Raw genomic sequence first — 18,659 nt, 5'->3', positions numbered from 1 at the left:
CAGACCCTCCGATTCGCGCGTCCTGCTGTCCCGGGAAGCCTACTGCGTCGCCACCACGGCGTGCGTCCTGAGCCGGAGGTCCCCGGCCGACGCCCCGACCCACACGGTGCGCCGGCCGGTGCCGGGCACCCAGCGGTGGCGCCGGACGTCCCAGCAGGAGAGCGTGCGGGCGGTGACGCGCACGGTCACCCGCCGCCGCTCCCCCGCCCGCAGGGTGAGCCGCCGGTACCCGGCCAGCACTCGGACCGGCTGGTCCAGCCCCAGGTCGGGCGAGGGTCCGACGTACACCTGCGGCACCGTCACCCCCGTGCGGCGGCCGGTGTTGCGGACGGTGAAGGCGACGTCCAGTGCGCCGTCGGCCGGCCGGGCCACGGGGTCCGCGTACGAGAACGACGTGTAGGACAGGCCGTGTCCGAAGGGGAACAGCGGGCGGACGCCCTGGGCGTCGTACCAGCGGTGGCCGGTGTGGACGCCCTCGGAGTACTCCACGGTGCCGGCCACGCCCGGGTAGCGCAGCGGGTCGCCGGCGGTCGGGTGGCGGTCGTCGGCGGCGGGGAAGGTCTGGGTGAGCCGGCCGCCGGGGTCGCACTCGCCGTAGAGGACGGCGGCGGTGGCGGCGGCGCCCTCCTGGCCCGGGTAGTACATCTGGAGCACGGCGCCGGTGCCGGCCAGCCACGGCATGGCGACGGCCGAGGAGGTGTTGAGGACGACGGTGGTACGGGGGTTGGCCCGGGTCACCGCCGCGATCAGCCGGTCCTGGCCGCCGGGCAGGGCCAGGCTCGCGCGGTCCTGGCCCTCGGTGGCGTCCTCGTAGGCGAACAGCACCACGTCGTCGGCGGCGCGGGCGGCGCGTACCGCCTCGGCGACGTCGGCCGCGCGGGTCGCGCCGGTGATCGCGCGCAGCCGGAACGACTGCCCGGCCGGGCCGCCCCGCGCGGTGATCCGCAGTCTGTGCCGGCCCGCGGTGAGCCGCAGGGTCCGGCGGCGCACCGCGAGGCCGTCGGGCGCGGAGGTGACCAGGCCGCCCGCGAAGTACTCGGTGTAGCCGGGGGCGAGCGGGAAGAGGTCCAGGTCGCCGACGCGGACCTCGGGGCGCTCGGTGGGCGGGGCGGAGCAGTGCAGGACGAAGGTCCACTCGTCGGTGCCGGGGACGGTGAGCGTGCCGTCGTAGTGCCAGGTCCGCCCGGCGGGCACGCGGCGGGAGTCGAGGGCGAGCCGGGGGCGCAGCGCCCCGGCGGGCAGCGGTTTGCCGAAGACGTCCTCGCCGAGCGCGTACGTCACCTGCCCCGCGCGTTCCCCGATGGCGTCCAGCGGGCGGGCGGCGCGGTCGGGGACGACATGGGCGCTGCCGCCGCCGCTGACCAGGGGGCGGGAGCCGGTGGGGCCGATCACCGCGACGCGGCGGCCGGGGGCGAGGGGCAGGGTGCCGCGCTCGTTGCGCAGCAGGGTCGCGCCGGCCTCGGCGACCTCCCGGGCGACGGCGGCACCGGCGGCGGCGTCGCGGGCCGGGCGGGGCGCCGGGTCGGGGCCGAGGAGGCCGAAGCGGTCCATGACGGTGAGGACGCGGCGGACGGCGCGGTCGACGTGCGCGGCGGGCACGGTGCCGTCGGTCACGGCCCTGAGCAGGGCGTCGCCGAAGTGCGTGCCGTCCGGCATCTCCAGGTCGAGGCCGGCGGCGAGGGGCCGGGCGGTGCCGTGGGTGGCGGACCAGTCGCTCATCACCAGGCCGTCGAAGCCCCAGCGCTCGCGCAGCACGCCGGTGAGCAGGCCGCGGTGCTCGGTGGCGTGGGTGCCGCCGACCTTGTTGTAGGCGGCCATCACCGCGCCGGCGCGGGCGGCGACGGCGGCCTCGAAGCCGCGCAGGTACACCTCGTGCAGGGTGCGTTCGCCGACGCGGACGTCGAGCGTCTCGCGGTCCTTCTCCTGGTTGTTGACGGCGAAGTGCTTGACGGTGGCGATGAGTCCCTCGCCCTGGATGCCCTCGATCTCGGCGGCGACCAGGTCGGCGGCGAGCAGCGGGTCCTCGGCGAAGGTCTCGAAGTTGCGGCCCGCGTACGGGGTGCGGATCAGGTTGACCATCGGGGACAGCAGCACGTCCTGGCCGAGGGCGCGGCCCTCGCGGCCGATGACCTGTCCGTAGCGGCGGGCGAGGTCCGGGTCGAAGGCGGCGGCGAGCAGCACCGGGGCGGGCAGCGCGGTGGCGTGCGCGGTCACCCGGACCCCGGCCGGGCCGTCCGCCAGCCTCAGCGGCGGGATGCCGAGGCGGGGCACGCCGGGGACGTGGCCCGCCTGGCCGCGCGGGTCCGGGTCGGGGGCGCCGTGCAGCAGGGTGATCTTTTCGGCGAGGGTCAGCCGGGCGAGCAGTTCCTCGGCCCGGGAACCGCCGGAGCCGTACGGCGACTGCCCGCCGGCCGGCCGCGTCCCGGCCCGGGTACCGGTCTCCCGGCCGGGCCCGGCGGCGTACACCGGGTGGCCGCCGGCCGCCGCGCCGACGGCGGTGACACCGGCCAGCAGACACAGGGCGGACCGCCGGGAGACGGGGGCGGTGAACGGCTGGGAGACGGGGTCGGCGGACGGCCCGGAGAGCGGGCCGTCGGGTGGCCGGGAGTCGTTCGGTGTCTGCACGCAGGCACTATGCGCCGCTCCCCGGCCGACACCCCGTCAGGCGCTCCCGCCCGCCCACCGGAAAACCAGCGGGCGGACCAGCGCCGCCCCCCGCAGTGGCGGCCTCAGCCGTTCGGCCGCAATGTCCAGACGACCGTCATCTCCCCGGTCACCGCGCCGTCCGCCCGCTGGATGGTGACGCTCACCGGGAACTCGGGGCGGGTGCCCGCGTCCAGTTCCGCGATCACCTCGGCGATCGGCCGGCCGAGCGTCGCGGTGGCCGTCACCGGGCCCAGCGCGAGCTTCTTGAACGCGATCTCCGCGGTGACCGGCAGCGGCACGGCCCGCGAGAGCTGGTCGCCGAAGGCGGCCAGCACGATCGCGCCGCTGGCCGACTCCCCCAGCGTGAACATCGCCCCGGCGTGCGGCCCGCCCACGTGGTTGCGGTACTCGTCCTGGTCCGGCAGGGCAAGCACCGCCTTCTCCGGACCGGTTTCCAGGTACTCCAGGTTCAGGGTCCGCACCATCGGCACCGTGGCGGCGAGCAACTCGCCGATCGACATCTGCTCTGCGCTCATGCCCGCCACGTTACCCGCGAGTAGCTTGTGGGGCCAGGGCTCCCCGGATTCGGTACGTCCCTGACAAAGGCCGGTGACCGAATCGTGTCCTCGGCGCGGCTAGGGTGCTGCCCATGTGGCCAGGACAGCAGCCGCCCGGGGGCGAGCAGAACCCGCAGGCGAACAATCCGTACCAGCAGCCGGGATACCAACAGCCGAATCCCTATCAGCAGCCCGGCTACCAGCAGCCCCCCACCTATCCGGGGACCCCGCAATGGGGTCCCGCGCAGCCCGCGGGGGCGCCGCGGCCCCAGCCCGGCGGCACCGGCGGCGGTGGCGGGAACCGGACCAAGCTGGTCGCGATCGTGGCCGCCACCGCCGTGGTGGTCGCCGCCGGTGTCACCGGGTTCCTGGTGCTGGGCGGCGACAAGGACGACGAGGCGGACGGCAAGGACGCCAAGCCGTCGGCGAGCCGGTCGGCGCTGCCGGAGGAGCCGGGCGGGCCCAGCGCCTCCGGCAGCGCCGACAATCCGCGCGGCGGCGGGGAGCTGAAGGCCACCGTCCCGGGCTGGAAGGTCGTCGCCAACCCGCGGTTCGGCACCATGTTCGATGTACCCGCCGAGTGGGAGCTGGAGAACACCGGCACCAGCGTCGGCTTCGAGTGGGAGGAGAAGGACGGGACGACGGACCGCACCAGCGTCACCGCCCCCGCCTATCTGAAGTCCAAGTGGTGCACCAGCGACGACGACAAGGACGGCCGCGAGGAGGACACCGCCCTGGCCACCGCCGGCACCCGGGGCGAGAGCGGCGCCAAGGACACCGAGATGGCCGCCGAGACGCGGGTGCCGTGGTGGATCTACGGCGGTTACACCCAGCCGGACAAGAAGAGCGTGAAGTACGGCAAGCCGAAGCCGTACACCACCGCGTCCGGGATCAAGGGCAGCGTCGCCACGGCGTACTCGCGCGACACCCCGCAGAAGGGGAAGTGCGCCACCGACGGCAAGGCGATCACGTTCGCGTTCAAGAACAGCGCGGGCGACTTCGTCACCTGGAACCTGTACGGCGCCAAGGGCGTCGACGAGGAGATCCCGGAGGCGACCGTCCAGAAGATCCTGAGTACCGTGCGTCTCACGGAGGAGCCGCCGACGGAGTCGTGAGGCCGGGGGCCTCCCCTTCGCGCGGAACGGCCGGAATCGCATTTGGCAAGTCGGGTCCGGCGCGGCGATAGTCACCGGGTGCCGCCTCACCCCGTACTCCGCCGCCGCCCCGCCTGGGCGGGCCGCAACTTCACGCTGCTGACCGCCGCCGCGGTGGTCACCGGCCTCGGCAGCAGCGGGGCGCTGATCGCCGCCGCCTTCGCGGTCCTCGAAGCGGGCGGCGACGGCGGCGACGTGGGCCTGGTGGCCGCCGCCCGCACCCTGCCGCTGGTGCTGTTCCTGCTGGTCGGCGGCGCGATAGCGGACCGGGTGCCGCGGCACCGGGTGATGGTCGCGGCGAACGCGCTGAACTGTCTGTCGCAGGGCGCGTTCGGCCTGCTGGTGCTCACCGGCGAGCCGAAGCTGTGGCAGATGATGGCGCTGACCGCGCTGGGCGGCACCGGCCAGGCGTTCTTCGGCCCGGCCTCCGAGGGCATGCTGCTCTCCTCGGTCCAGGGCGAGCAGGCCGGCCGGGCCTTCGCGGTGTACCGGATGGCGATGCACGGCGCGGGCCTGGGCGGCGCGGCGCTGGGCGGGGCGATGGTCGCCGCGCTGGGGCCGGGCTGGGTGCTGGTGGCGGACGCGGCGGCCTTCGCGGTCGCCGGCGCGCTGCGGGCCTTCCTCGACGTCGGTCACATACCCGCGCGGGAGCCGGGCGGCGGGCTGGTCTCCGATCTGCGGGAGGGCTGGCGGGAGTTCAGCGGACGGCCGTGGCTGTGGAGCATCGTCGTCCAGTTCTCCATCGCCAACGCGGTGGTGGGCGCCGCCGAGGCGGTCTACGGTCCGCTGGTCGCCCGGGACGAGCTGGGCGGCGCCGGTCCCTGGGGCCTGGCGCTGGCCGCGTTCGGCGCGGGCACGGTCGCCGGGGCGCTGCTGATGACCCGCTGGAAACCGCGCCGTCTGCTGCTCGCCGGCACCCTGTGCGTGTTCCCGCTGGCCCTGCCCTCGGCCGCGCTGGCGGTACCGGTGCCGGCCGGTGTGCTGTGCGCGGTGATGTTCGTGACCGGCGTGACGGTGGAGGTGTTCGGGGTCTCCTGGATGACCGCCCTGCACCAGGAGGTGCCGGAGGAGAAGCTGTCGCGGGTCTCGGCGTACGACTGGTTCGGCTCGGTGGCCCTGGTGCCGCTGGCGACCGCGCTGGCCGGCCCGTCGGAGGCGGCCTTCGGCCGGACGGCGTCCCTGTGGGGATGCGCGGTGCTGGTGGTGCTGGTCACGGCGGCGGTGCTGTGCGTCCCGGCCGTCCGCGACCTGCGCCGCCGTACGACCGAGGTGACGCTGCGCGCCCCGGCGGAGTCAGCCGATGCCGAACGCGCCGTCGGGGGGCTCGGGTGACGGCACCGCGTCCGCGTCCCGCACGGGCCGCGCGTCGCCGGTGAAGGCCCGCAGCGCGGCGCCGTGTTCCACCCGGGCGGGGAAGGCGTCGGCGGCGGTGCGCCGGGCCAGCGCGCCCGCGTCGAGGGGCCGGTGGGCGGCCACCAGCACGGCGTTGCCGAAACGCCGCCCGCGCAGCACGCCCGGCTCGGCGATCAGCACCAGTTCCGCGAAGTGCGCGGCGAAGGTCGCCAACTGGGAGCGCAGGAAGGCGAACGGCGCCCCGTCGGCGAGGTTGGCCAGGTAGACCCCGTCCGCCCGCAGCACCCGCGCGACCTCCCCGGCGTACTCCGTCGAGGTCAGGTGCGCGGGCACCCGGGAGCCGCCGAAGACGTCGGCGACCAGCACGTCGGCCGAGTCCGCGGGAGCGGCCGACAGCCAGTCCCGGGCGTCGGCCGCGTGCAGGGCGATCCGGGCGCCGTCCGGCAGCGGCAGATGCTCGGCGACCAGCTCCAGCAGTCCCCGGTCGGCCTCCACCACGTCCTGCCGCGAACCCGGCCGGGTCACGGCCAGGTACCGGGGCAGGGTGAGTGCCCCGCCCCCGAGGTGCAGCACGTCCAGCGCCCGCCCGGCCTCGGCGACCGCGTCCAGCACGTGCCCGAGCCGGCGCGCGTACTCGAACTCCAGATGCGCCGGCTCGTCCAGGTCGACGTACGACTGCGGCGCCCCGTCCACGGTCAGCAGCCAGGCCCGTTCACGATCGACGTCGGGCATGAGCTTGACGGTCCCGAAATCGGTGACGCGATGGACAGGTATGGAGTCGTTCACTCCACCATTGTGCGGGGCGGGCGGCGCCCTGAAGGGGCGCGGGGCCGTGCCGGCATGCGGCTCCGCCGCGTGGGCGCGGCCGGCCGCGACGGACCCGCGGTCCCCCGCACACCTCTACCGGACCTCGGTCACGGTCCCCGCCCCGACCGTCCGCCCGCCCTCCCGGACGGCGAACCCGAGCCCCGGTTCGAGCGGCACCGCACGCCCGAGCGACACGGTCATGTCCACCGTCTCCCCCGGCCGCGCGACCGCCACGTCCCCCAGGTCGACGTCCCCCACGACGTCCGCCGTCCGGATGTAGAACTGCGGCCGGTACCCGGTCGAGACGGGCGTGGAACGCCCGCCCTCCCGCGCCGACAGCACATACACCCGGGCCCTGAACTCCCGGGCCGGCAGCACGCTGCCCGGCGCCGCGACGACGTGTCCCCGCCGGACCGCGTCCCGCGCCACGCCCCGCAGCAGCACCGCCACGTTGTCCCCGGCCTGCGCCTCCCGCATGGGCTTGCCGAAGGTCTCCAGGCCGGTGACGACCGTCTCGACGGACGCCCCGAGCACCTCGACCCGGTCCCCGACCCGCAGCGTGCCGCGTTCGACGGCGCCGGTGACGACCGTGCCCCGCCCGGTGATGGTGAGCACGTTCTCCACCGGCAGCAGGAACGGCGCGTCCAGATACCGCTCCGGCATCGGTACGTACGTGTCCACCGCGTCGAGCAGCGCCTCCACGGAAGCCGTCCACCTCGGGTCGCCCTCCAGCGCCCGCAGTCCGGAGACCCGGACGACGGGGGCGGCGTCACCGCCGTACCCGTGCGCGGTGAGCAGTTCGCGGACCTCCAGTTCGACGAGGTCGGTGAGTTCCTCGTCACCCGCGTCCGCCTTGTTGAGGGCGACGACGATGTGGTCGACGCCCACCTGCCGGGCGAGCAGGACGTGTTCGGCGGTCTGCGGCATGATGCCGTCCAGCGCGGAGACGACGAGGATGGCCCCGTCGAGCTGGGCGGCGCCGGTGACCATGTTCTTGATGTAGTCGGCGTGACCGGGCATGTCGACGTGGGCGTAGTGCCGGGTGTCGGTCTCGTACTCGACGTGCGCGATGTTGATGGTGATGCCGCGGGCGGCCTCCTCCGGGGCGCGGTCGATGCGGTCGAACGGCACGTAGGCGGAGCCGCCGCGGTCGGCGAGGACCTTGGTGATGGCGGCGGTCAGGGTGGTCTTGCCGTGGTCGACATGGCCCATGGTGCCGATGTTGAGATGCGGTTTGGTGCGGACGTACGCCGTCTTGGGCATGGCGGTTCCTCGAAGCCTGGTGAGCGTGGTGGGGACCCCGGTGACCCGCCGACCCTCCCCCTGCGGGGTCCGCCGGACGATCCGGGGAGGGTCAGCTTCGGGCGCCGTCGACGGCGATCGGCGAGACGGCGGCGGCAGCCTTCGGGGCATCCGCGACCGCGGACGCTGCGAGGAGGAAGGCGTACCGGAACATGACGTCGATCCTCGCCGACGTACCGGTGCCGCGTCGAACGATTTTCAGGGCCGCACGGGCCGGGCGGGGTGCCGCGCGGCACCCGAAGTCCCCATTCCTGTGACGCACATGAGACGCACCATACGGCGAACACACATGTCCGTCGGTTAGTGTCTCCGAATGCTCGATGCCACCACCCGCTCTGGGGGCACCGCCGCGGCCTCTCCCCGGGCCGCCGCAGGCACCGCCGCGCCGGCCGCGATCCCCGCCCGCGCGGCGCGGATCGTCCTGTCGCCGTGGTCCCGGCTGTCCCTGCTCGTCCTGCTCCTCGCCTCGGCCGCCTCGGCGGTCCTGCTGTTCCAGCCGCAGAAACTGCTGGTCGACGGGCTGCCGGCGCAGCTCGGCGGGGCCGCGGCGGCCCTGGCGTACGCCCTCGCGTACGGGCTGTGCACCGTCGCGTTCGTGCCGCGACCGCTGCTGAACCTGGCGGCGGGGGCGCTGTTCGGCTCCCAGCTCGGTCTGGGCTCGGCGCTGGCGGGCACGGTGCTCGGCGCCGGGATCGCCTTCTGCCTGGGCCGGGTGCTGGGCCAGGAGGCGCTGCGCCCGCTGCTGCGCGGGAAGTGGCTGAAGGCCGCCGACGGGCAGCTCAGCCGGCACGGCTTCCGGTCGATGCTGGCGGCGCGGCTGTTCCCCGGCGTGCCGTTCGCCGCGGCGAACTACTGCGCCGCCGTCTCCCGCATGGGCCTGCTGCCGTTCCTGCTGGCGACGGCGCTCGGGTCGGTCCCGAACACCGCCGCGTACGTCGTCGCCGGCGCCCGCGCGTCCACGCCGACGTCGCCGGCCTTCCTGATCGCGCTGGCCTGTATCGCCGTACCCGGTCTGGTGGGCGCGGTGGTGGCCTGGCGCAAGCGGCACCATCTGGGCGCCCGCTGACCGCCGGTCAGACGGATTCGAGGATCATCGCGTTGGCGAGGCCGCCCGCCTCGCACATGGTCTGCAGGGCGTAGCGGGCGCCGCGTTCGCGCATGGCGTGCACCAGGGTGGTCGTCAGCCGGGTGCCGCTGGCGCCGAGCGGGTGGCCGAGGGCGATCGCCCCGCCGTGCACGTTGACCTTCGCGAGGTCGGCGCCGGTCTCCTGCTGCCAGGCCAGGACCACGCTGGCGAACGCCTCGTTGACCTCGAACAGGTCGATGTCGTCGAGGGTGAGCGAGGCCCGGCGCAGCACCTTCTCGGTGGCCGGGACGACGCCCGTGAGCATCAGCAGCGGGTCGGAGCCGGTGACGGCGAAGCTGTGCAGCCGGGCCAGCGGGCGCAGGCCGAGGCGGGCCGCGGTCTCGGCCGAGGCGATCAGCACGGCGGAGGCGCCGTCGTTGACCTGGCTGGCGTTGCCGGCGGTGATGTTCCACTCGATCTGCGGGAACCGTTCGGCGAAGGCCGGGTCGTGGTAGGCGGGGCGCAGCCCGGCCAGGATCTCGGTGCTGGTGCCGGGCCGTACGCCCTCGTCGCGGGAGACGCCGTCCAGGGGCGCGGTCTCGGCGTCGAAGCGGCCCTGCTGCCAGGCCGCGGCGGCCCGGTGGTGCGAGGCGGCGGCGAACTCGTCCATCCGCTCCCGGCCGATGGACCACTTGGCGGCGATCAGCTCGGCGGCGATGCCCTGCGGGACGAGCCCTTCCGGGTAGCGGGCGGCGATGCCGGGGCCGAAGGGGTCGGTGCCGGGCGGCACGTTGGAGCCCATCGGCACCCGGCTCATCGACTCGACCCCGCAGGCGACGACCAGGTCGTAGGCGCCGGCCAGCACGCCCTGGGCGGCGAAGTGCACGGCCTGCTGGGAGGAGCCGCACTGGCGGTCGACGGTGGTCGCCGGGACCGACTCGGGGAAGCCCGCGGACAGGGCGGCGTACCGGGTGGTGTTGGCGGCCTGCTCGCCGACCTGGTCGACGGTGCCGCCGATGACGTCGTCGACGAGCGCCGGGTCGACTCCGGAGCGTTCGACGAGGGCGCGCAGGGTGTGGGCGAGGAGTTCCACGGGGTGGACATGGGCGAGGGCGCCCTGGGGCTTGCCCCGGCCGATGGGGGTGCGGACGGCTTCGACGATGACGGCGTCGGGCATGGTGCGGGCCTCCGATGCGGGCTGCCGGGCGGCGGCCGACGAGCGGCTACCAGTGGGTAGGAAATCCGAACTCACCCTAGCCTGGTCAGTTGGAAAAACGAACCCTCCGAGTCCAGCCAAGTTCGAAATCCGGACCCTCCCCTAGACTGGCGTCATGCCCGCCGCCCCCAAGAACGCCCGCCCCTGTTCCATCGCCGACGCCCTGGCGCTCGTCGGCGAGAAGTACTCCCTGCTGGTCCTGCGCGAGGTCTGCCTCGGCAACGGCCGCTTCGACCAGCTCGTCCGGAACACCGGCGCCCCGCGCGACGTCCTCGCCACCCGGCTGCGGCGGCTGGTCGACGCCGGGCTGCTGGACCGGCGGCCCTACAGCGAGCGGCCCCGGCGCTTCGAGTACCGGCCGACCCCGGCCGGACTGGAGCTGGAGCCCGTCCTGATCACGCTGATGGCGTGGGGCGACCGCCATCTGCGCGGCGACGACGACCGCCCGATGGTGATCGAGCACGTCTGCGGCCACGAACTGGTCCCCGAGGTCACCTGCGGGACGTGCGGCCGGGCGGTCCGCCACGAGGACCTGACCTCCCACCCGCAGACCCCCGGCTGGACCCTCTCCGGACCGGTGGCCGGGTGACCGGCCACCCTGTGCCCGGTCCGTCACCCGGGGGCGCTACGCTGCCCCTCGACACGCCCGATCCTGATCACCGTACGCGTCGGTTCGGTGTGTCCATCGACCATCGACCGTTCCGCGATCGGCACTTGGACTCCGTAACTTCATGTCTTGGTTTGAATCCCTCATCCTCGGACTCGTCCAGGGGCTGACCGAGTTCCTCCCCGTCTCCTCCAGCGCGCACCTGCGGCTGACCGCGGCGTTCTCCGGCTGGCACGACCCGGGAGCGGCCTTCACGGCGATCACCCAGATCGGCACCGAGGCCGCCGTGCTGATCTACTTCCGCAAGGACATCGGGCGGATCATCTCGGCGTGGACCCGGTCACTGACGGACCGGGAGATGCGCAAGGACCCCGACGCGCGCATGGGCTGGCTGGTCATCGTCGGCTCGATCCCGATCGGCGTGCTCGGCGTGACGCTGAAGGACCAGATCGAGGGCCCCTTCCGCGACCTGCGGATCACCGCGACGATGCTGGTGGTGGTCGGCGTGGTCATCGGCATCGCCGACCGGCTGGCGGCACGCGACGAGAGCGGCGGCCGGCACCGCGCGGCCAAGCAGCGCAAGGACCTGAAGGACATCGGCATCCGGGACGGCCTGATCTACGGCATCTGCCAGGCGGCGGCCCTGATCCCCGGCGTCTCCCGCTCCGGCGCGACCATCAGCGGCGGCCTGTTCATGGGCTACCGGCGCGAGGCCGCGGCCCGCTACTCGTTCCTGCTCGCCGTCCCCGCCGTGCTCGCCTCGGGCCTGTTCGAACTGAAGGACGCGGTCGGCAGCGACCACGTCTCCTGGGGCCCGACGATCTTCGCCACGATCATCGCCTTCGGCGTCGGATACGCGGTCATCGCATGGTTCATGAAGTTCATCTCGACCAAGAGCTTCATGCCCTTCGTCTACTACCGCGTGATCCTCGGCATCGTGATCATCGTGCTGGTCACCATGGGCGTACTGTCACCGGACGCGGGCGAGCCCGCGCACTGACCCGCGAGCGTGGAGGCGTTCGCCGCCGGCGACCTGGCGGTCGATCGCGTCCGGCGGGAGCTATTCGGCGGTCTCCCGGTGACGCGGGCACCGGCACGGCGGCCACGCGTACGTGATCCCGTAGGGGTCCAGCTCGGCGTCGGACGTGATCTCGACCTTCGGCCGCTGCTCGATCACGCGGCCGTCACGGATGCGGATCACGCGCATCGTCATCAGCCGCACCGGCTCCGCGCTCACCGGCTGCCACCGTGCCCGCTGCGCCGGTGCCGGGCCAGGAGCACGCGCTCGTCGCTCGCGCGGGAGCAGTCGCGCTCTTCCGCGGCCCGCGCGGCGGACGCCTCATGGCGCGCGCAGGTGGCGCGCCGGGGGGCTTCGGGGTGGGGTGCGGGTGTTTCACGCTCGCGCACGTCGACTCCGTTCAGTCGGCCATACCCGGGGCCGTTCGCGCGGTCACCGGGGCTTTCCGTGGACCCATGACGCTAGGGCTGTGATGTGCGGCACTGCCGCTGATGTGCAGTTCTGTGCACGCACGCCTAGACGCTCGCACGATGGCCGAGTAGACACCCTTGACCGCAGCTCCCGCCCAGGCGACCGTGGCGCACGGTCCTGCACATCCGGCTGACGGAGGCTGTCGTGTCGCTACGGTTCATCGGGATCGACCCCAACACGGGGGAGCGGTCGGCATCCCCGAGAACGAGGCCGTGATCCGTATCCCGGCGAGCATGGTGCACATGATCAGGGAGGCGTGCGATGCCGTCGAACGTGCCGCAGTCGTTCGCTGACCTGTTGGCCGGCACCACCCGCAGTGCCCTCCACCTGGAAATGCGCGACACCTACGCCGTCGACTACGAGAGCGGCCCGTTCGCCGAGTGGCGCAAGGGGTTCCGGCATGATCCGGACGACCGCGCGTCCTGGTGGAGGCCGTGGCTGGATCTGGTCCAGGAGACCGTGCGCCGCGGGGTCGTGATCCGCCGAGCCCGTATCGTGTCCGAACCCGTCAGCGAGTACACCCGCTTCCTGCACGACGGCACCTTCACCAACGTCGCCGCGGGCGAACTGGTGCGCTGGCTGCCCCGGCGGCAGGCGTCCACGATCCCGCTACCCGGCAACGACTTCTGGCTGTTCGACGACCATGTCGTCCGGTGGAACCACTTCACCGGCGACGGCCGGTCCGCAGGCGGCGAGGTCACCGACGACCCGGCGGCGGCCGAGCTGTGCGCCGACGCGTTCGAAGCGGTCTGGGAACGGGCCATCCCGCACAACCGGTACACGATCACCTGACACTCCGATCCGGCAGGCCAGCTCATGCCCACCTCCCCGTCCTCGTCCGCGCAAGCCGCGCGAGAAGTCGTCGCCCAGCGGCTGCGCAACCTGCGCAAGAGCGCGGGGCTGACGGTCAGCGAGCTGGCCGGCCGGTGCGGCTGGCACCATGCCAAGACGAGCCGCATCGAGAACGCGCGCACAGCGCCCAACGCCACCGACATACGCCTGTGGTGCCGCGCCACCGGTGCTGAGGATCAGATCGAGGACCTCATCGCCCAGGCGCTGCACGCCGAGTCCATGTACACGGAGTGGCGCACGCAAGTCCGGGCTGGGCTCAAAGCTCTGCAGGGCAGCGACCCACGGCTGTTCGAGGACACCAGGGTCTTCCGCATCTACTCCTCGACGCTGGTGCCGGGATTCCTCCAGACGGAAGGCTACGCGGCCGGGGTCCTCGGGATCAGCGCTGCCTTCCAGGAACTCCCTGTCGACGACAGCGCCGAAGCCGCACGCGCACGTGTCGACCGCTCTGCGATCATCCACCGGTCCGGACACACGTTCGTGCTCGTGATCGAAGAGGCAGTGCTACGGCACCAGGTCTGCGACGCCGAGGCCATGGCGGCTCAGCTCGGCTATCTCCTGACCGCCGGTGCCCTTCCGCAGGTCTCCCTCGGTGTCATCCCCATGGACGTGGCGGAGCGGGTGCAGTGGCCGCGCGAGACCTTCCACGTCTACGACGACCGCCTGATCTCGGTCGAACTCGTGTCGGCGCGGGTGCGGATCACCCAGCCCTCCGAGATCACGCTGTACTTCAAGGCGTTCGAGCAGTTGCGCGGCATGGCCGTGTACGGCGCCGCCGCGCGGGCCCTCGTCCTGCGGGCGATCGAGGCCCTGCACTGATTCCGGGCACGACGAAGGGGCCCGGCCCTCGTGCCACGCACGTCGTCCGCCGCTCGTCAGGGCAGGCGGGCGTGTTCGGCTCGGCTGGCGGTGATCCGCTCACGCGCGAGCGTACGGGCCCGCTCGGTGTCGCCGCCGGTGAGCCGGGCGAGGATCGTCGCGAGCGGCCTGATCCGGCCCCGGCCGCCCCAGTGGCCCTCGGGGATCTCGGTGGGGAACACCCAGATCCGGCCGGCGTCACGCGGCCAGGCGCCGTTCTCCGCGTCGAGGACGGCCTCGGTCACCTCGGCGATGACGCTCGCGCGCTTCCGCTCGTCGAGCTGGCCCTCGGGGACGGACGGGACGACCTTGTAGCGAGGCGCGTCCGCTGGTTCGCCGCCGACGTAGACGCCGGCCGGCCGGTGCAGCCAGAGCCAGGACACCGAACGGGTCACCGGGTCGGCGGGGTCGAATCCCTCGTTGCGGACGAGGATCTCGGTGATGCGGTTCAGCAGCGCCGCCTCGGCGTCCGGCTGGAGCGCGCCTTCGGGAATGTACACGTCGAGCATGGGCATGGTCGGCCTCCTGGTGAGTTCACTTATTCAACTCAGGTCGGAGCCTACGAAGGCTAAGTACAGCTTGTAAACCCAGATCCGTATACTGGTCCCATGGAGACGCGGCGAATCGACCCGGTGAACTGCTCGGTGGCGCGCGCCCTCTCGGTGGTGGGGGAACGCTGGTCGCTGCTGATCGTCCGTGAGGCGTTCGACGGCGCGCGCCGGTTCGGAGAGTTCCACTCCCGCCTGGGCATCGCCAGGAATCTCCTGGCGACTCGGCTGGAGACCCTGGTGACCGCCGGAGTGATGCACCGCGTGCCCTACCAGGAGCCCGGGGACCGGCAGCGCTTCGCCTACGAACTCACCGAGCAGGGCCGGGCGTTGCGGCCCACGCTGGTGGCACTCCTGGAATGGGGCGACACCTACCTCGCCGACCCGCAGGGCCCGTCGGTCATCGTGCGGCACCGGGCCGTCGACGACGCGGGCTCCTGCGACGAGCCGGTCAGGGTCGTCCTCGAGTGCGCCGCGGGGCACAGCCACCTCGCCCCGGAAGACATCTGCCGCACGCCCGGTCCGGGTGCCCGCTTCGTGGAGAGCGCCTGAGATCCGACCACCGTGTTCGGCAGCCCGCATGGCGACCCACCGGCCGGACGCGGATGAAGCGGCGCGCCGACGCGGCTCCGTAGCCGTCCGGTAGCGCACTGTCAGTGCCCGGCTCTAGGCTGGTCCGCATGTCCCCAGAATTCCCGGTCCCTGGTTCCGTGCGCTCGGCCGCCGAGCTGAACGAGCGGATTCGTGCCCTGTGGCGGCGCGCCGGCGGCTCCCTCTCCGCCCAGCAGCGCGCGGAGTACGAGCTGCTGGTGGTGGAGTGGGCCGCCGCGATCCGCGGCGAGGTCGTCGAGGCGGCCTGACGGGACGGGGGGCCGGTTCAGCGACCGCCCGCCACCCGCAGCACCGTGCCCGTGGTGTACGAGGCGTCCGGCGACAGCAGCCAGGCGATCGCGGCGGCGATCTCCTCCGGCTGCGCGGAGCGGCGCAGCGGAATGCCCGGGATCATCCGCCGGGGCCGGTCCGGGTCGCCCATCGCGGCGTGCATGTCGGTCTCCACCAGGCCGGGGGCGACCGCGTTGACCCGGACGCCGTCCGGACCCAGCTCCTTGGACAGGCCCACCGTCAGCGCGTCCACGCCGGCCTTGCTCGCCGCGTAGTGCACGTACTCCCCGGGGCTGCCGAGGGTCGCCGCGCCCGAGGAGACGTTGACGATCGCGCCGCTCCCCCGGGCGGCCATGAGCCGGGCGGCCCGGCGCGCGCACAGCAGCGTGCCGAGCAGGTTGACGTCCAGGACCCGGCGCAGGTCGGCGGTGCCGGTGTCGGCGAGGCGGCCGAGGGGGCCGGTCACCGCCGCGTTGTTGACCAGACCCGTCACCGGGCCGAGCCGTTCCTCGGCGAGGTCGAAGAGGCGCTCGACGTCCTCCTCCACCGAGGTGTCCACCCGCACGGCGACGGCCCGGCCGCCGGCCTCGCGGACCCCCGCCGCGACCGACTCCGCGGCCGTCGCGTCCCGGACGTACCCCACGGCCACGTCGTGCCCGTCCGCCGCCAGCCTCAGACAGGTCGCCGCGCCGATCCCCCGGCTGCCGCCGGTGACCACCGTGATGGGACGTGCCATGCGTACCTCCAGAACGAGCCGCTTTGATCGATCATCGATCATCCTAAGCGGGGGTGCCGCCGCCGCATACCCCCACGCCCCGCTCCCGTCCGGCTGATCCGATCATCACCATGGCGCACACGCGGGGTCCCACGGGGTAGGGAGGCGCCATGAAGACGCTCGGCCACTGGCTCGCCTCCCGCTGGCGCCGTTCCCTCGCCGCCGCGCTCGCCGGCGCCCTGCCGGTGCTCGCCTTCCCGGCCCCGGCGCTGTGGTGGTGCGCCGGTGTGGCCCTGGTGCCCTGGCTGCTGCTGCTGCGGACCGCGCCGACCGGCCGGCGGGCCGTGTACGACGGCTGGTGCGGCGGCTTCGGATTCATGCTCGCCATGCACCACTGGCTGCTGCCCAGCCTGCACGTCTTCACCTTCGTCATCGCCGCGCTGCTGGGCGCGCTGTGGGCGCCGTGGGGCCGTCTGGTGCTGCGGATGCTGGGCCCGGCGGCCCCGCCGCGCCGGGTGGCGGCGGGCCTGGTGGTGGTGCCCTCCGGGTGGCTGTCGATCGAGCTGGTCCGGTCCTGGCAGGGGCTCGGCGGCCCGTGGGGGATGCTCGGCGCGAGCCAGTGGCAGGTCGCGCCCGCGCTGACCCTGGCCTCGGTCGGCGGGGTGTGGCTGATCAGCTTCCTGGTCGTCGCCGTCAACGCCGCCGTCGCCGTCCTGGTCGCCGTCCGCCGGGCCCGGACGCCCGCCGTGGCCGGGCTGGCCGCCGTCGCCGCCGTCACCTCGGCGGCCTGGGTGTGGGCGCCGCGCCCGGACACCGGCGGCACGGTGGCGGTCGCCGTCGTGCAGCCCGGCGTGATCGCGGGCCCGGACCGCCGCTTCGACCGCGAGGAACAGCTCACCCGCCGGCTCGCCGGGCGCGGCGTCGACCTGGTCGTCTGGGGCGAGAGCAGCGTCGGCTTCGACCTGGCCGAGCGGCCCGGCCTGGCCCGGCGGCTGGCCGCGCTGTCCCGGGAGACCGGCACGGACCTGCTGGTCAACGTGGACGCGCGGCGCTCGGACCGGCCCGGCATCTACAAGAGTTCGGTGCTCGTCGGCCCGCAGGGTCCGACCGGCGACCGCTACGACAAGATGCGGCTCGTCCCCTTCGGCGAGTACGTCCCGGCCCGCTCGCTGCTCGGCTGGGCCACCTCGGTCGGCAAGGCGGCGGGCGAGGACCGGCGGCGCGGCTCGGAGCAGGTGGTGATGAGGGTCGGGGACGGGCTCCGGATCGGCCCGATGGTGTGCTTCGAGACCGCGTTCCCCGACCTGACCCGCCATCTCGCCCAGGACGGCGCCGACGTCCTGGTCGGCCAGTCCGCGACCTCGACGTTCCAGGGGAGCTGGGCGCCCGCGCAGCACGCCTCGCTGGCCGCGCTGCGGGCCGCCGAGACCGGCCGCCCCATGATCCACGCCACGCTGACCGGGATCTCGGCCGGCTACGCCGCGGACGGCACCCGGATCGGACCCGGGCTGGGCACCGACGCGAGCGCGGCCCGGGTGTACGACGTGCCGCTCGCACGCGGCACCACGCCGTACGTCCGGTTCGGCGACTGGGCGGTGTACGCGGCGCTGCTGGTGCTGGTGGTGTGGGCCGCCGCCGAGGGCGTACGGACGCTGCGGTTCAGGCGGAACGCTCCTGAACGGCGCGTACCACCCGCTCGCACAGCTCATGGGTCTCCAGCGCGTCCCGGGCGCTGAGCACCGTGCCCGCGCGGACCGCGTCGAGGAAGGCGAGGACCGCCTGCTCGATGCCGCGCTGCCGGGCCACCGGCACCCAGTCGCCGCGCCGCCTGACGGTCGGCTGGCCCTTGTGGTCGACGACCTCGGCGAGGTTGACCACCTGCCGCTTGGTGTCCTGCCCGGAGACCTCCAGGATCTCCTCGGCCGAGCCGCTGAGCCGGTTCATGACGCCGAGCGCGGTGAAGCCGTCCCCGGCCAACTGCAGGACGACGTGGTGCAGCAGCCCGTCCTGGACGCGGGCGCGCACGGTGACGTCGTCGACCGGGCCGGGCACCAGGAAGCGGAGGGTGTCGACGACGTGGATGAAGTCGTCGAGGATCATCGTGCGGGGCTCTTCGGGCAGCCCTGTGCGGTTCTTCTGCATCAGGATCAGCTCGCGGGGGTGCTCGGCGCACTGCGCGTAGCCGGGGGCGTGGCGGCGGTTGAAGCCGACGGCGAGGCTCACGCGCCGTTCCTCGGCGAGGCGCACCAGGCGCTCGGAGTCGGCGAGTGCGTAGGCGAGCGGCTTGTCGACGTAGGTGGGGACGCCCGCCCGCAGCAGACGGGTCACGATCTCCGGGTGGACGGCGGTCGGGGCGTGCACGAAGGCGGCGTCCAGGTCCTGGGCGAGCAGGGAGTCCAGGTCGGCGTGGCGCCGGCCCGCCGGGACACGGAGGGTGTCGGCGACCCGGGTGAGGGTCGCGGGGGTACGGGTGTGCAGGTGCAGTTCGATGCCGGGCTGGAGGGCGAGGACCGGGAGGTAGGCCTTCTGCGCGATGTCGCCGAGTCCGATGCAGCCGACCTTCACGGGGGTTCTCCTAGCCTTCGACCTGGGTGTCTGCGGCAGCAT

General features: G+C 73.8%; 19 protein-coding genes. 10 read left to right on the top strand and 9 right to left on the bottom strand.

The features are described 5' to 3' along the window. Nucleotides 1-39 precede the first annotated feature (39 nt). Together ACFY32_RS13720 and ACFY32_RS13715 are read right to left on the bottom strand one after the other, a co-directional pair. The gene (locus ACFY32_RS13720) at nucleotides 40-2,625 is read right to left on the bottom strand and encodes a beta-glucosidase (protein ID WP_390674288.1); all 2,586 of its coding nucleotides are present in this window, start codon (nucleotides 2,623-2,625) and stop codon (nucleotides 40-42) included. Nucleotides 2,626-2,729: 104 nt separating this feature from the next. After that, entirely contained in the window at nucleotides 2,730-3,167 is a 438-nt protein-coding gene (locus ACFY32_RS13715) for a DUF4442 domain-containing protein (protein WP_359197836.1), read from the bottom strand. A gap of 128 nt (nucleotides 3,168-3,295) precedes the next feature. Between ACFY32_RS13715 and ACFY32_RS13710 the strand changes: the two genes are divergently transcribed. Further along, nucleotides 3,296-4,318, top strand: a complete 1,023-nt coding sequence (locus ACFY32_RS13710; RefSeq protein WP_390674287.1) for a hypothetical protein — start codon at nucleotides 3,296-3,298, stop codon at nucleotides 4,316-4,318. A gap of 78 nt (nucleotides 4,319-4,396) precedes the next feature. Next, entirely contained in the window at nucleotides 4,397-5,689 is a 1,293-nt protein-coding gene (locus tag ACFY32_RS13705; protein WP_390674286.1) for an MFS transporter, read from the top strand. Here the strand turns inward: ACFY32_RS13705 and ACFY32_RS13700 are convergent. After that, complete coding sequence (locus ACFY32_RS13700) at nucleotides 5,651-6,496, bottom strand: fused MFS/spermidine synthase (protein ID WP_359197669.1); 846 nt, start codon at nucleotides 6,494-6,496, stop codon at nucleotides 5,651-5,653. The genes ACFY32_RS13705 and ACFY32_RS13700 overlap by 39 nt on opposite strands. A 114-nt stretch (nucleotides 6,497-6,610) precedes the next feature. Continuing rightward, complete coding sequence (tuf, locus tag ACFY32_RS13695; RefSeq protein WP_359197672.1) at nucleotides 6,611-7,780, bottom strand: elongation factor Tu; 1,170 nt, start codon at nucleotides 7,778-7,780, stop codon at nucleotides 6,611-6,613. Nucleotides 7,781-8,132: 352 nt separating this feature from the next. Between tuf and ACFY32_RS13690 the strand changes: the two genes are divergently transcribed. Further along, nucleotides 8,133-8,885, top strand: coding sequence for a TVP38/TMEM64 family protein (locus ACFY32_RS13690; protein ID WP_359197676.1), 753 nt, complete (start codon nucleotides 8,133-8,135; stop codon nucleotides 8,883-8,885). Nucleotides 8,886-8,892: 7 nt separating this feature from the next. On the opposite strand, the gene ACFY32_RS13685 is transcribed toward ACFY32_RS13690, so the two are convergent. After that, on the bottom strand, nucleotides 8,893-10,062 hold the full coding sequence (locus tag ACFY32_RS13685; RefSeq protein ID WP_359197679.1) for a thiolase family protein: 1,170 nt from the start codon (nucleotides 10,060-10,062) through the stop codon (nucleotides 8,893-8,895). A gap of 154 nt (nucleotides 10,063-10,216) precedes the next feature. Here ACFY32_RS13685 and ACFY32_RS13680 point away from each other — a divergent pair, with 154 nt between their 5' ends. Together ACFY32_RS13680 and ACFY32_RS13675 are read left to right on the top strand one after the other, a co-directional pair. Further along, nucleotides 10,217-10,690 (top strand): winged helix-turn-helix transcriptional regulator, encoded by a 474-nt coding sequence (locus ACFY32_RS13680; RefSeq protein ID WP_390674285.1) that lies wholly within the window; start codon nucleotides 10,217-10,219, stop codon nucleotides 10,688-10,690. A 142-nt stretch (nucleotides 10,691-10,832) separates the two neighbouring features. Next, nucleotides 10,833-11,708: an undecaprenyl-diphosphate phosphatase gene (locus ACFY32_RS13675; RefSeq protein WP_359197684.1), complete on the top strand. Its 876-nt coding sequence runs from the start codon at nucleotides 10,833-10,835 to the stop codon at nucleotides 11,706-11,708. Between the two features lie 60 nt (nucleotides 11,709-11,768). Here ACFY32_RS13675 and ACFY32_RS13670 read toward each other — a convergent pair whose 3' ends face one another. After that, nucleotides 11,769-11,945, bottom strand: a complete 177-nt coding sequence (locus ACFY32_RS13670; protein WP_359197687.1) for a hypothetical protein — start codon at nucleotides 11,943-11,945, stop codon at nucleotides 11,769-11,771. Nucleotides 11,946-12,458: 513 nt separating this feature from the next. Between ACFY32_RS13670 and ACFY32_RS13665 the strand changes: the two genes are divergently transcribed. Together ACFY32_RS13665 and ACFY32_RS13660 are read left to right on the top strand one after the other, a co-directional pair. Next, nucleotides 12,459-12,989, top strand: a complete 531-nt coding sequence (locus ACFY32_RS13665; RefSeq protein WP_359197693.1) for a DUF6879 family protein — start codon at nucleotides 12,459-12,461, stop codon at nucleotides 12,987-12,989. 24 nt (nucleotides 12,990-13,013) lie between these two features. After that, entirely contained in the window at nucleotides 13,014-13,868 is an 855-nt protein-coding gene (locus ACFY32_RS13660) for a helix-turn-helix domain-containing protein (protein ID WP_390674284.1), read from the top strand. 56 nt (nucleotides 13,869-13,924) lie between these two features. On the opposite strand, the gene ACFY32_RS13655 is transcribed toward ACFY32_RS13660, so the two are convergent. After that, the gene (locus ACFY32_RS13655) at nucleotides 13,925-14,422 is read right to left on the bottom strand and encodes a hypothetical protein (protein WP_359197697.1); all 498 of its coding nucleotides are present in this window, start codon (nucleotides 14,420-14,422) and stop codon (nucleotides 13,925-13,927) included. A gap of 93 nt (nucleotides 14,423-14,515) precedes the next feature. Between ACFY32_RS13655 and ACFY32_RS13650 the strand changes: the two genes are divergently transcribed. Then, nucleotides 14,516-15,007 carry a winged helix-turn-helix transcriptional regulator gene (locus ACFY32_RS13650; RefSeq protein ID WP_390674283.1) on the top strand — a complete coding sequence of 164 codons (492 nt, stop codon included), beginning with the start codon at nucleotides 14,516-14,518 and terminating at the stop codon, nucleotides 15,005-15,007. Nucleotides 15,008-15,135: 128 nt separating this feature from the next. Continuing rightward, entirely contained in the window at nucleotides 15,136-15,315 is a 180-nt protein-coding gene (locus tag ACFY32_RS13645; RefSeq protein WP_359197703.1) for a hypothetical protein, read from the top strand. A gap of 17 nt (nucleotides 15,316-15,332) precedes the next feature. Here the strand turns inward: ACFY32_RS13645 and ACFY32_RS13640 are convergent, their stop codons facing one another. After that, nucleotides 15,333-16,073: an SDR family oxidoreductase gene (locus ACFY32_RS13640; RefSeq protein ID WP_359197706.1), complete on the bottom strand. Its 741-nt coding sequence runs from the start codon at nucleotides 16,071-16,073 to the stop codon at nucleotides 15,333-15,335. A 149-nt stretch (nucleotides 16,074-16,222) separates the two neighbouring features. Between ACFY32_RS13640 and lnt the strand changes: the two genes are divergently transcribed. Continuing rightward, complete coding sequence (gene lnt, locus ACFY32_RS13635; protein ID WP_390674282.1) at nucleotides 16,223-17,788, top strand: apolipoprotein N-acyltransferase; 1,566 nt, start codon at nucleotides 16,223-16,225, stop codon at nucleotides 17,786-17,788. On the opposite strand, the gene ACFY32_RS13630 is transcribed toward lnt, so the two are convergent. Then, a complete protein-coding gene (locus ACFY32_RS13630; RefSeq protein ID WP_390674281.1) occupies nucleotides 17,712-18,617 on the bottom strand; it encodes a Gfo/Idh/MocA family protein in 906 nt (301 codons plus the stop codon). The genes lnt and ACFY32_RS13630 overlap by 77 nt on opposite strands. Nucleotides 18,618-18,659 lie beyond the last annotated feature (42 nt).

The organism is Streptomyces sp. NPDC000134, from assembly GCF_042899225.1.
Lineage (GTDB): Bacteria > Actinomycetota > Actinomycetes > Streptomycetales > Streptomycetaceae > Streptomyces.
This window is presented reverse-complemented; position numbering and strand designations above follow the sequence as displayed.

What these genes read in the sequence shown, in the direction of transcription:
- ACFY32_RS13675 (WP_359197684.1), top strand. Translation starts at nt 10,833, where the DNA reads ATGTCTTGGTTTGAATCCCTCATCCTCGGACTCGTCCAGGGGCTGACC.
- ACFY32_RS13650 (WP_390674283.1), top strand. Translation starts at nt 14,516, where the DNA reads ATGGAGACGCGGCGAATCGACCCGGTGAACTGCTCGGTGGCGCGCGCC.
- ACFY32_RS13710 (WP_390674287.1), top strand. Translation starts at nt 3,296, where the DNA reads ATGTGGCCAGGACAGCAGCCGCCCGGGGGCGAGCAGAACCCGCAGGCG.
- ACFY32_RS13640 (WP_359197706.1), bottom strand. Translation starts at nt 16,073, where the DNA reads ATGGCACGTCCCATCACGGTGGTCACCGGCGGCAGCCGGGGGATCGGC.
- lnt (WP_390674282.1), top strand. Translation starts at nt 16,223, where the DNA reads ATGAAGACGCTCGGCCACTGGCTCGCCTCCCGCTGGCGCCGTTCCCTC.
- ACFY32_RS13665 (WP_359197693.1), top strand. Translation starts at nt 12,459, where the DNA reads ATGCCGTCGAACGTGCCGCAGTCGTTCGCTGACCTGTTGGCCGGCACC.
- tuf (WP_359197672.1), bottom strand. Translation starts at nt 7,780, where the DNA reads ATGCCCAAGACGGCGTACGTCCGCACCAAACCGCATCTCAACATCGGC.
- ACFY32_RS13680 (WP_390674285.1), top strand. Translation starts at nt 10,217, where the DNA reads ATGCCCGCCGCCCCCAAGAACGCCCGCCCCTGTTCCATCGCCGACGCC.
- ACFY32_RS13645 (WP_359197703.1), top strand. Translation starts at nt 15,136, where the DNA reads ATGTCCCCAGAATTCCCGGTCCCTGGTTCCGTGCGCTCGGCCGCCGAG.
- ACFY32_RS13715 (WP_359197836.1), bottom strand. Translation starts at nt 3,167, where the DNA reads ATGTCGATCGGCGAGTTGCTCGCCGCCACGGTGCCGATGGTGCGGACC.
- ACFY32_RS13660 (WP_390674284.1), top strand. Translation starts at nt 13,014, where the DNA reads ATGCCCACCTCCCCGTCCTCGTCCGCGCAAGCCGCGCGAGAAGTCGTC.
- ACFY32_RS13685 (WP_359197679.1), bottom strand. Translation starts at nt 10,062, where the DNA reads ATGCCCGACGCCGTCATCGTCGAAGCCGTCCGCACCCCCATCGGCCGG.
- ACFY32_RS13690 (WP_359197676.1), top strand. Translation starts at nt 8,133, where the DNA reads ATGCTCGATGCCACCACCCGCTCTGGGGGCACCGCCGCGGCCTCTCCC.
- ACFY32_RS13655 (WP_359197697.1), bottom strand. Translation starts at nt 14,422, where the DNA reads ATGCCCATGCTCGACGTGTACATTCCCGAAGGCGCGCTCCAGCCGGAC.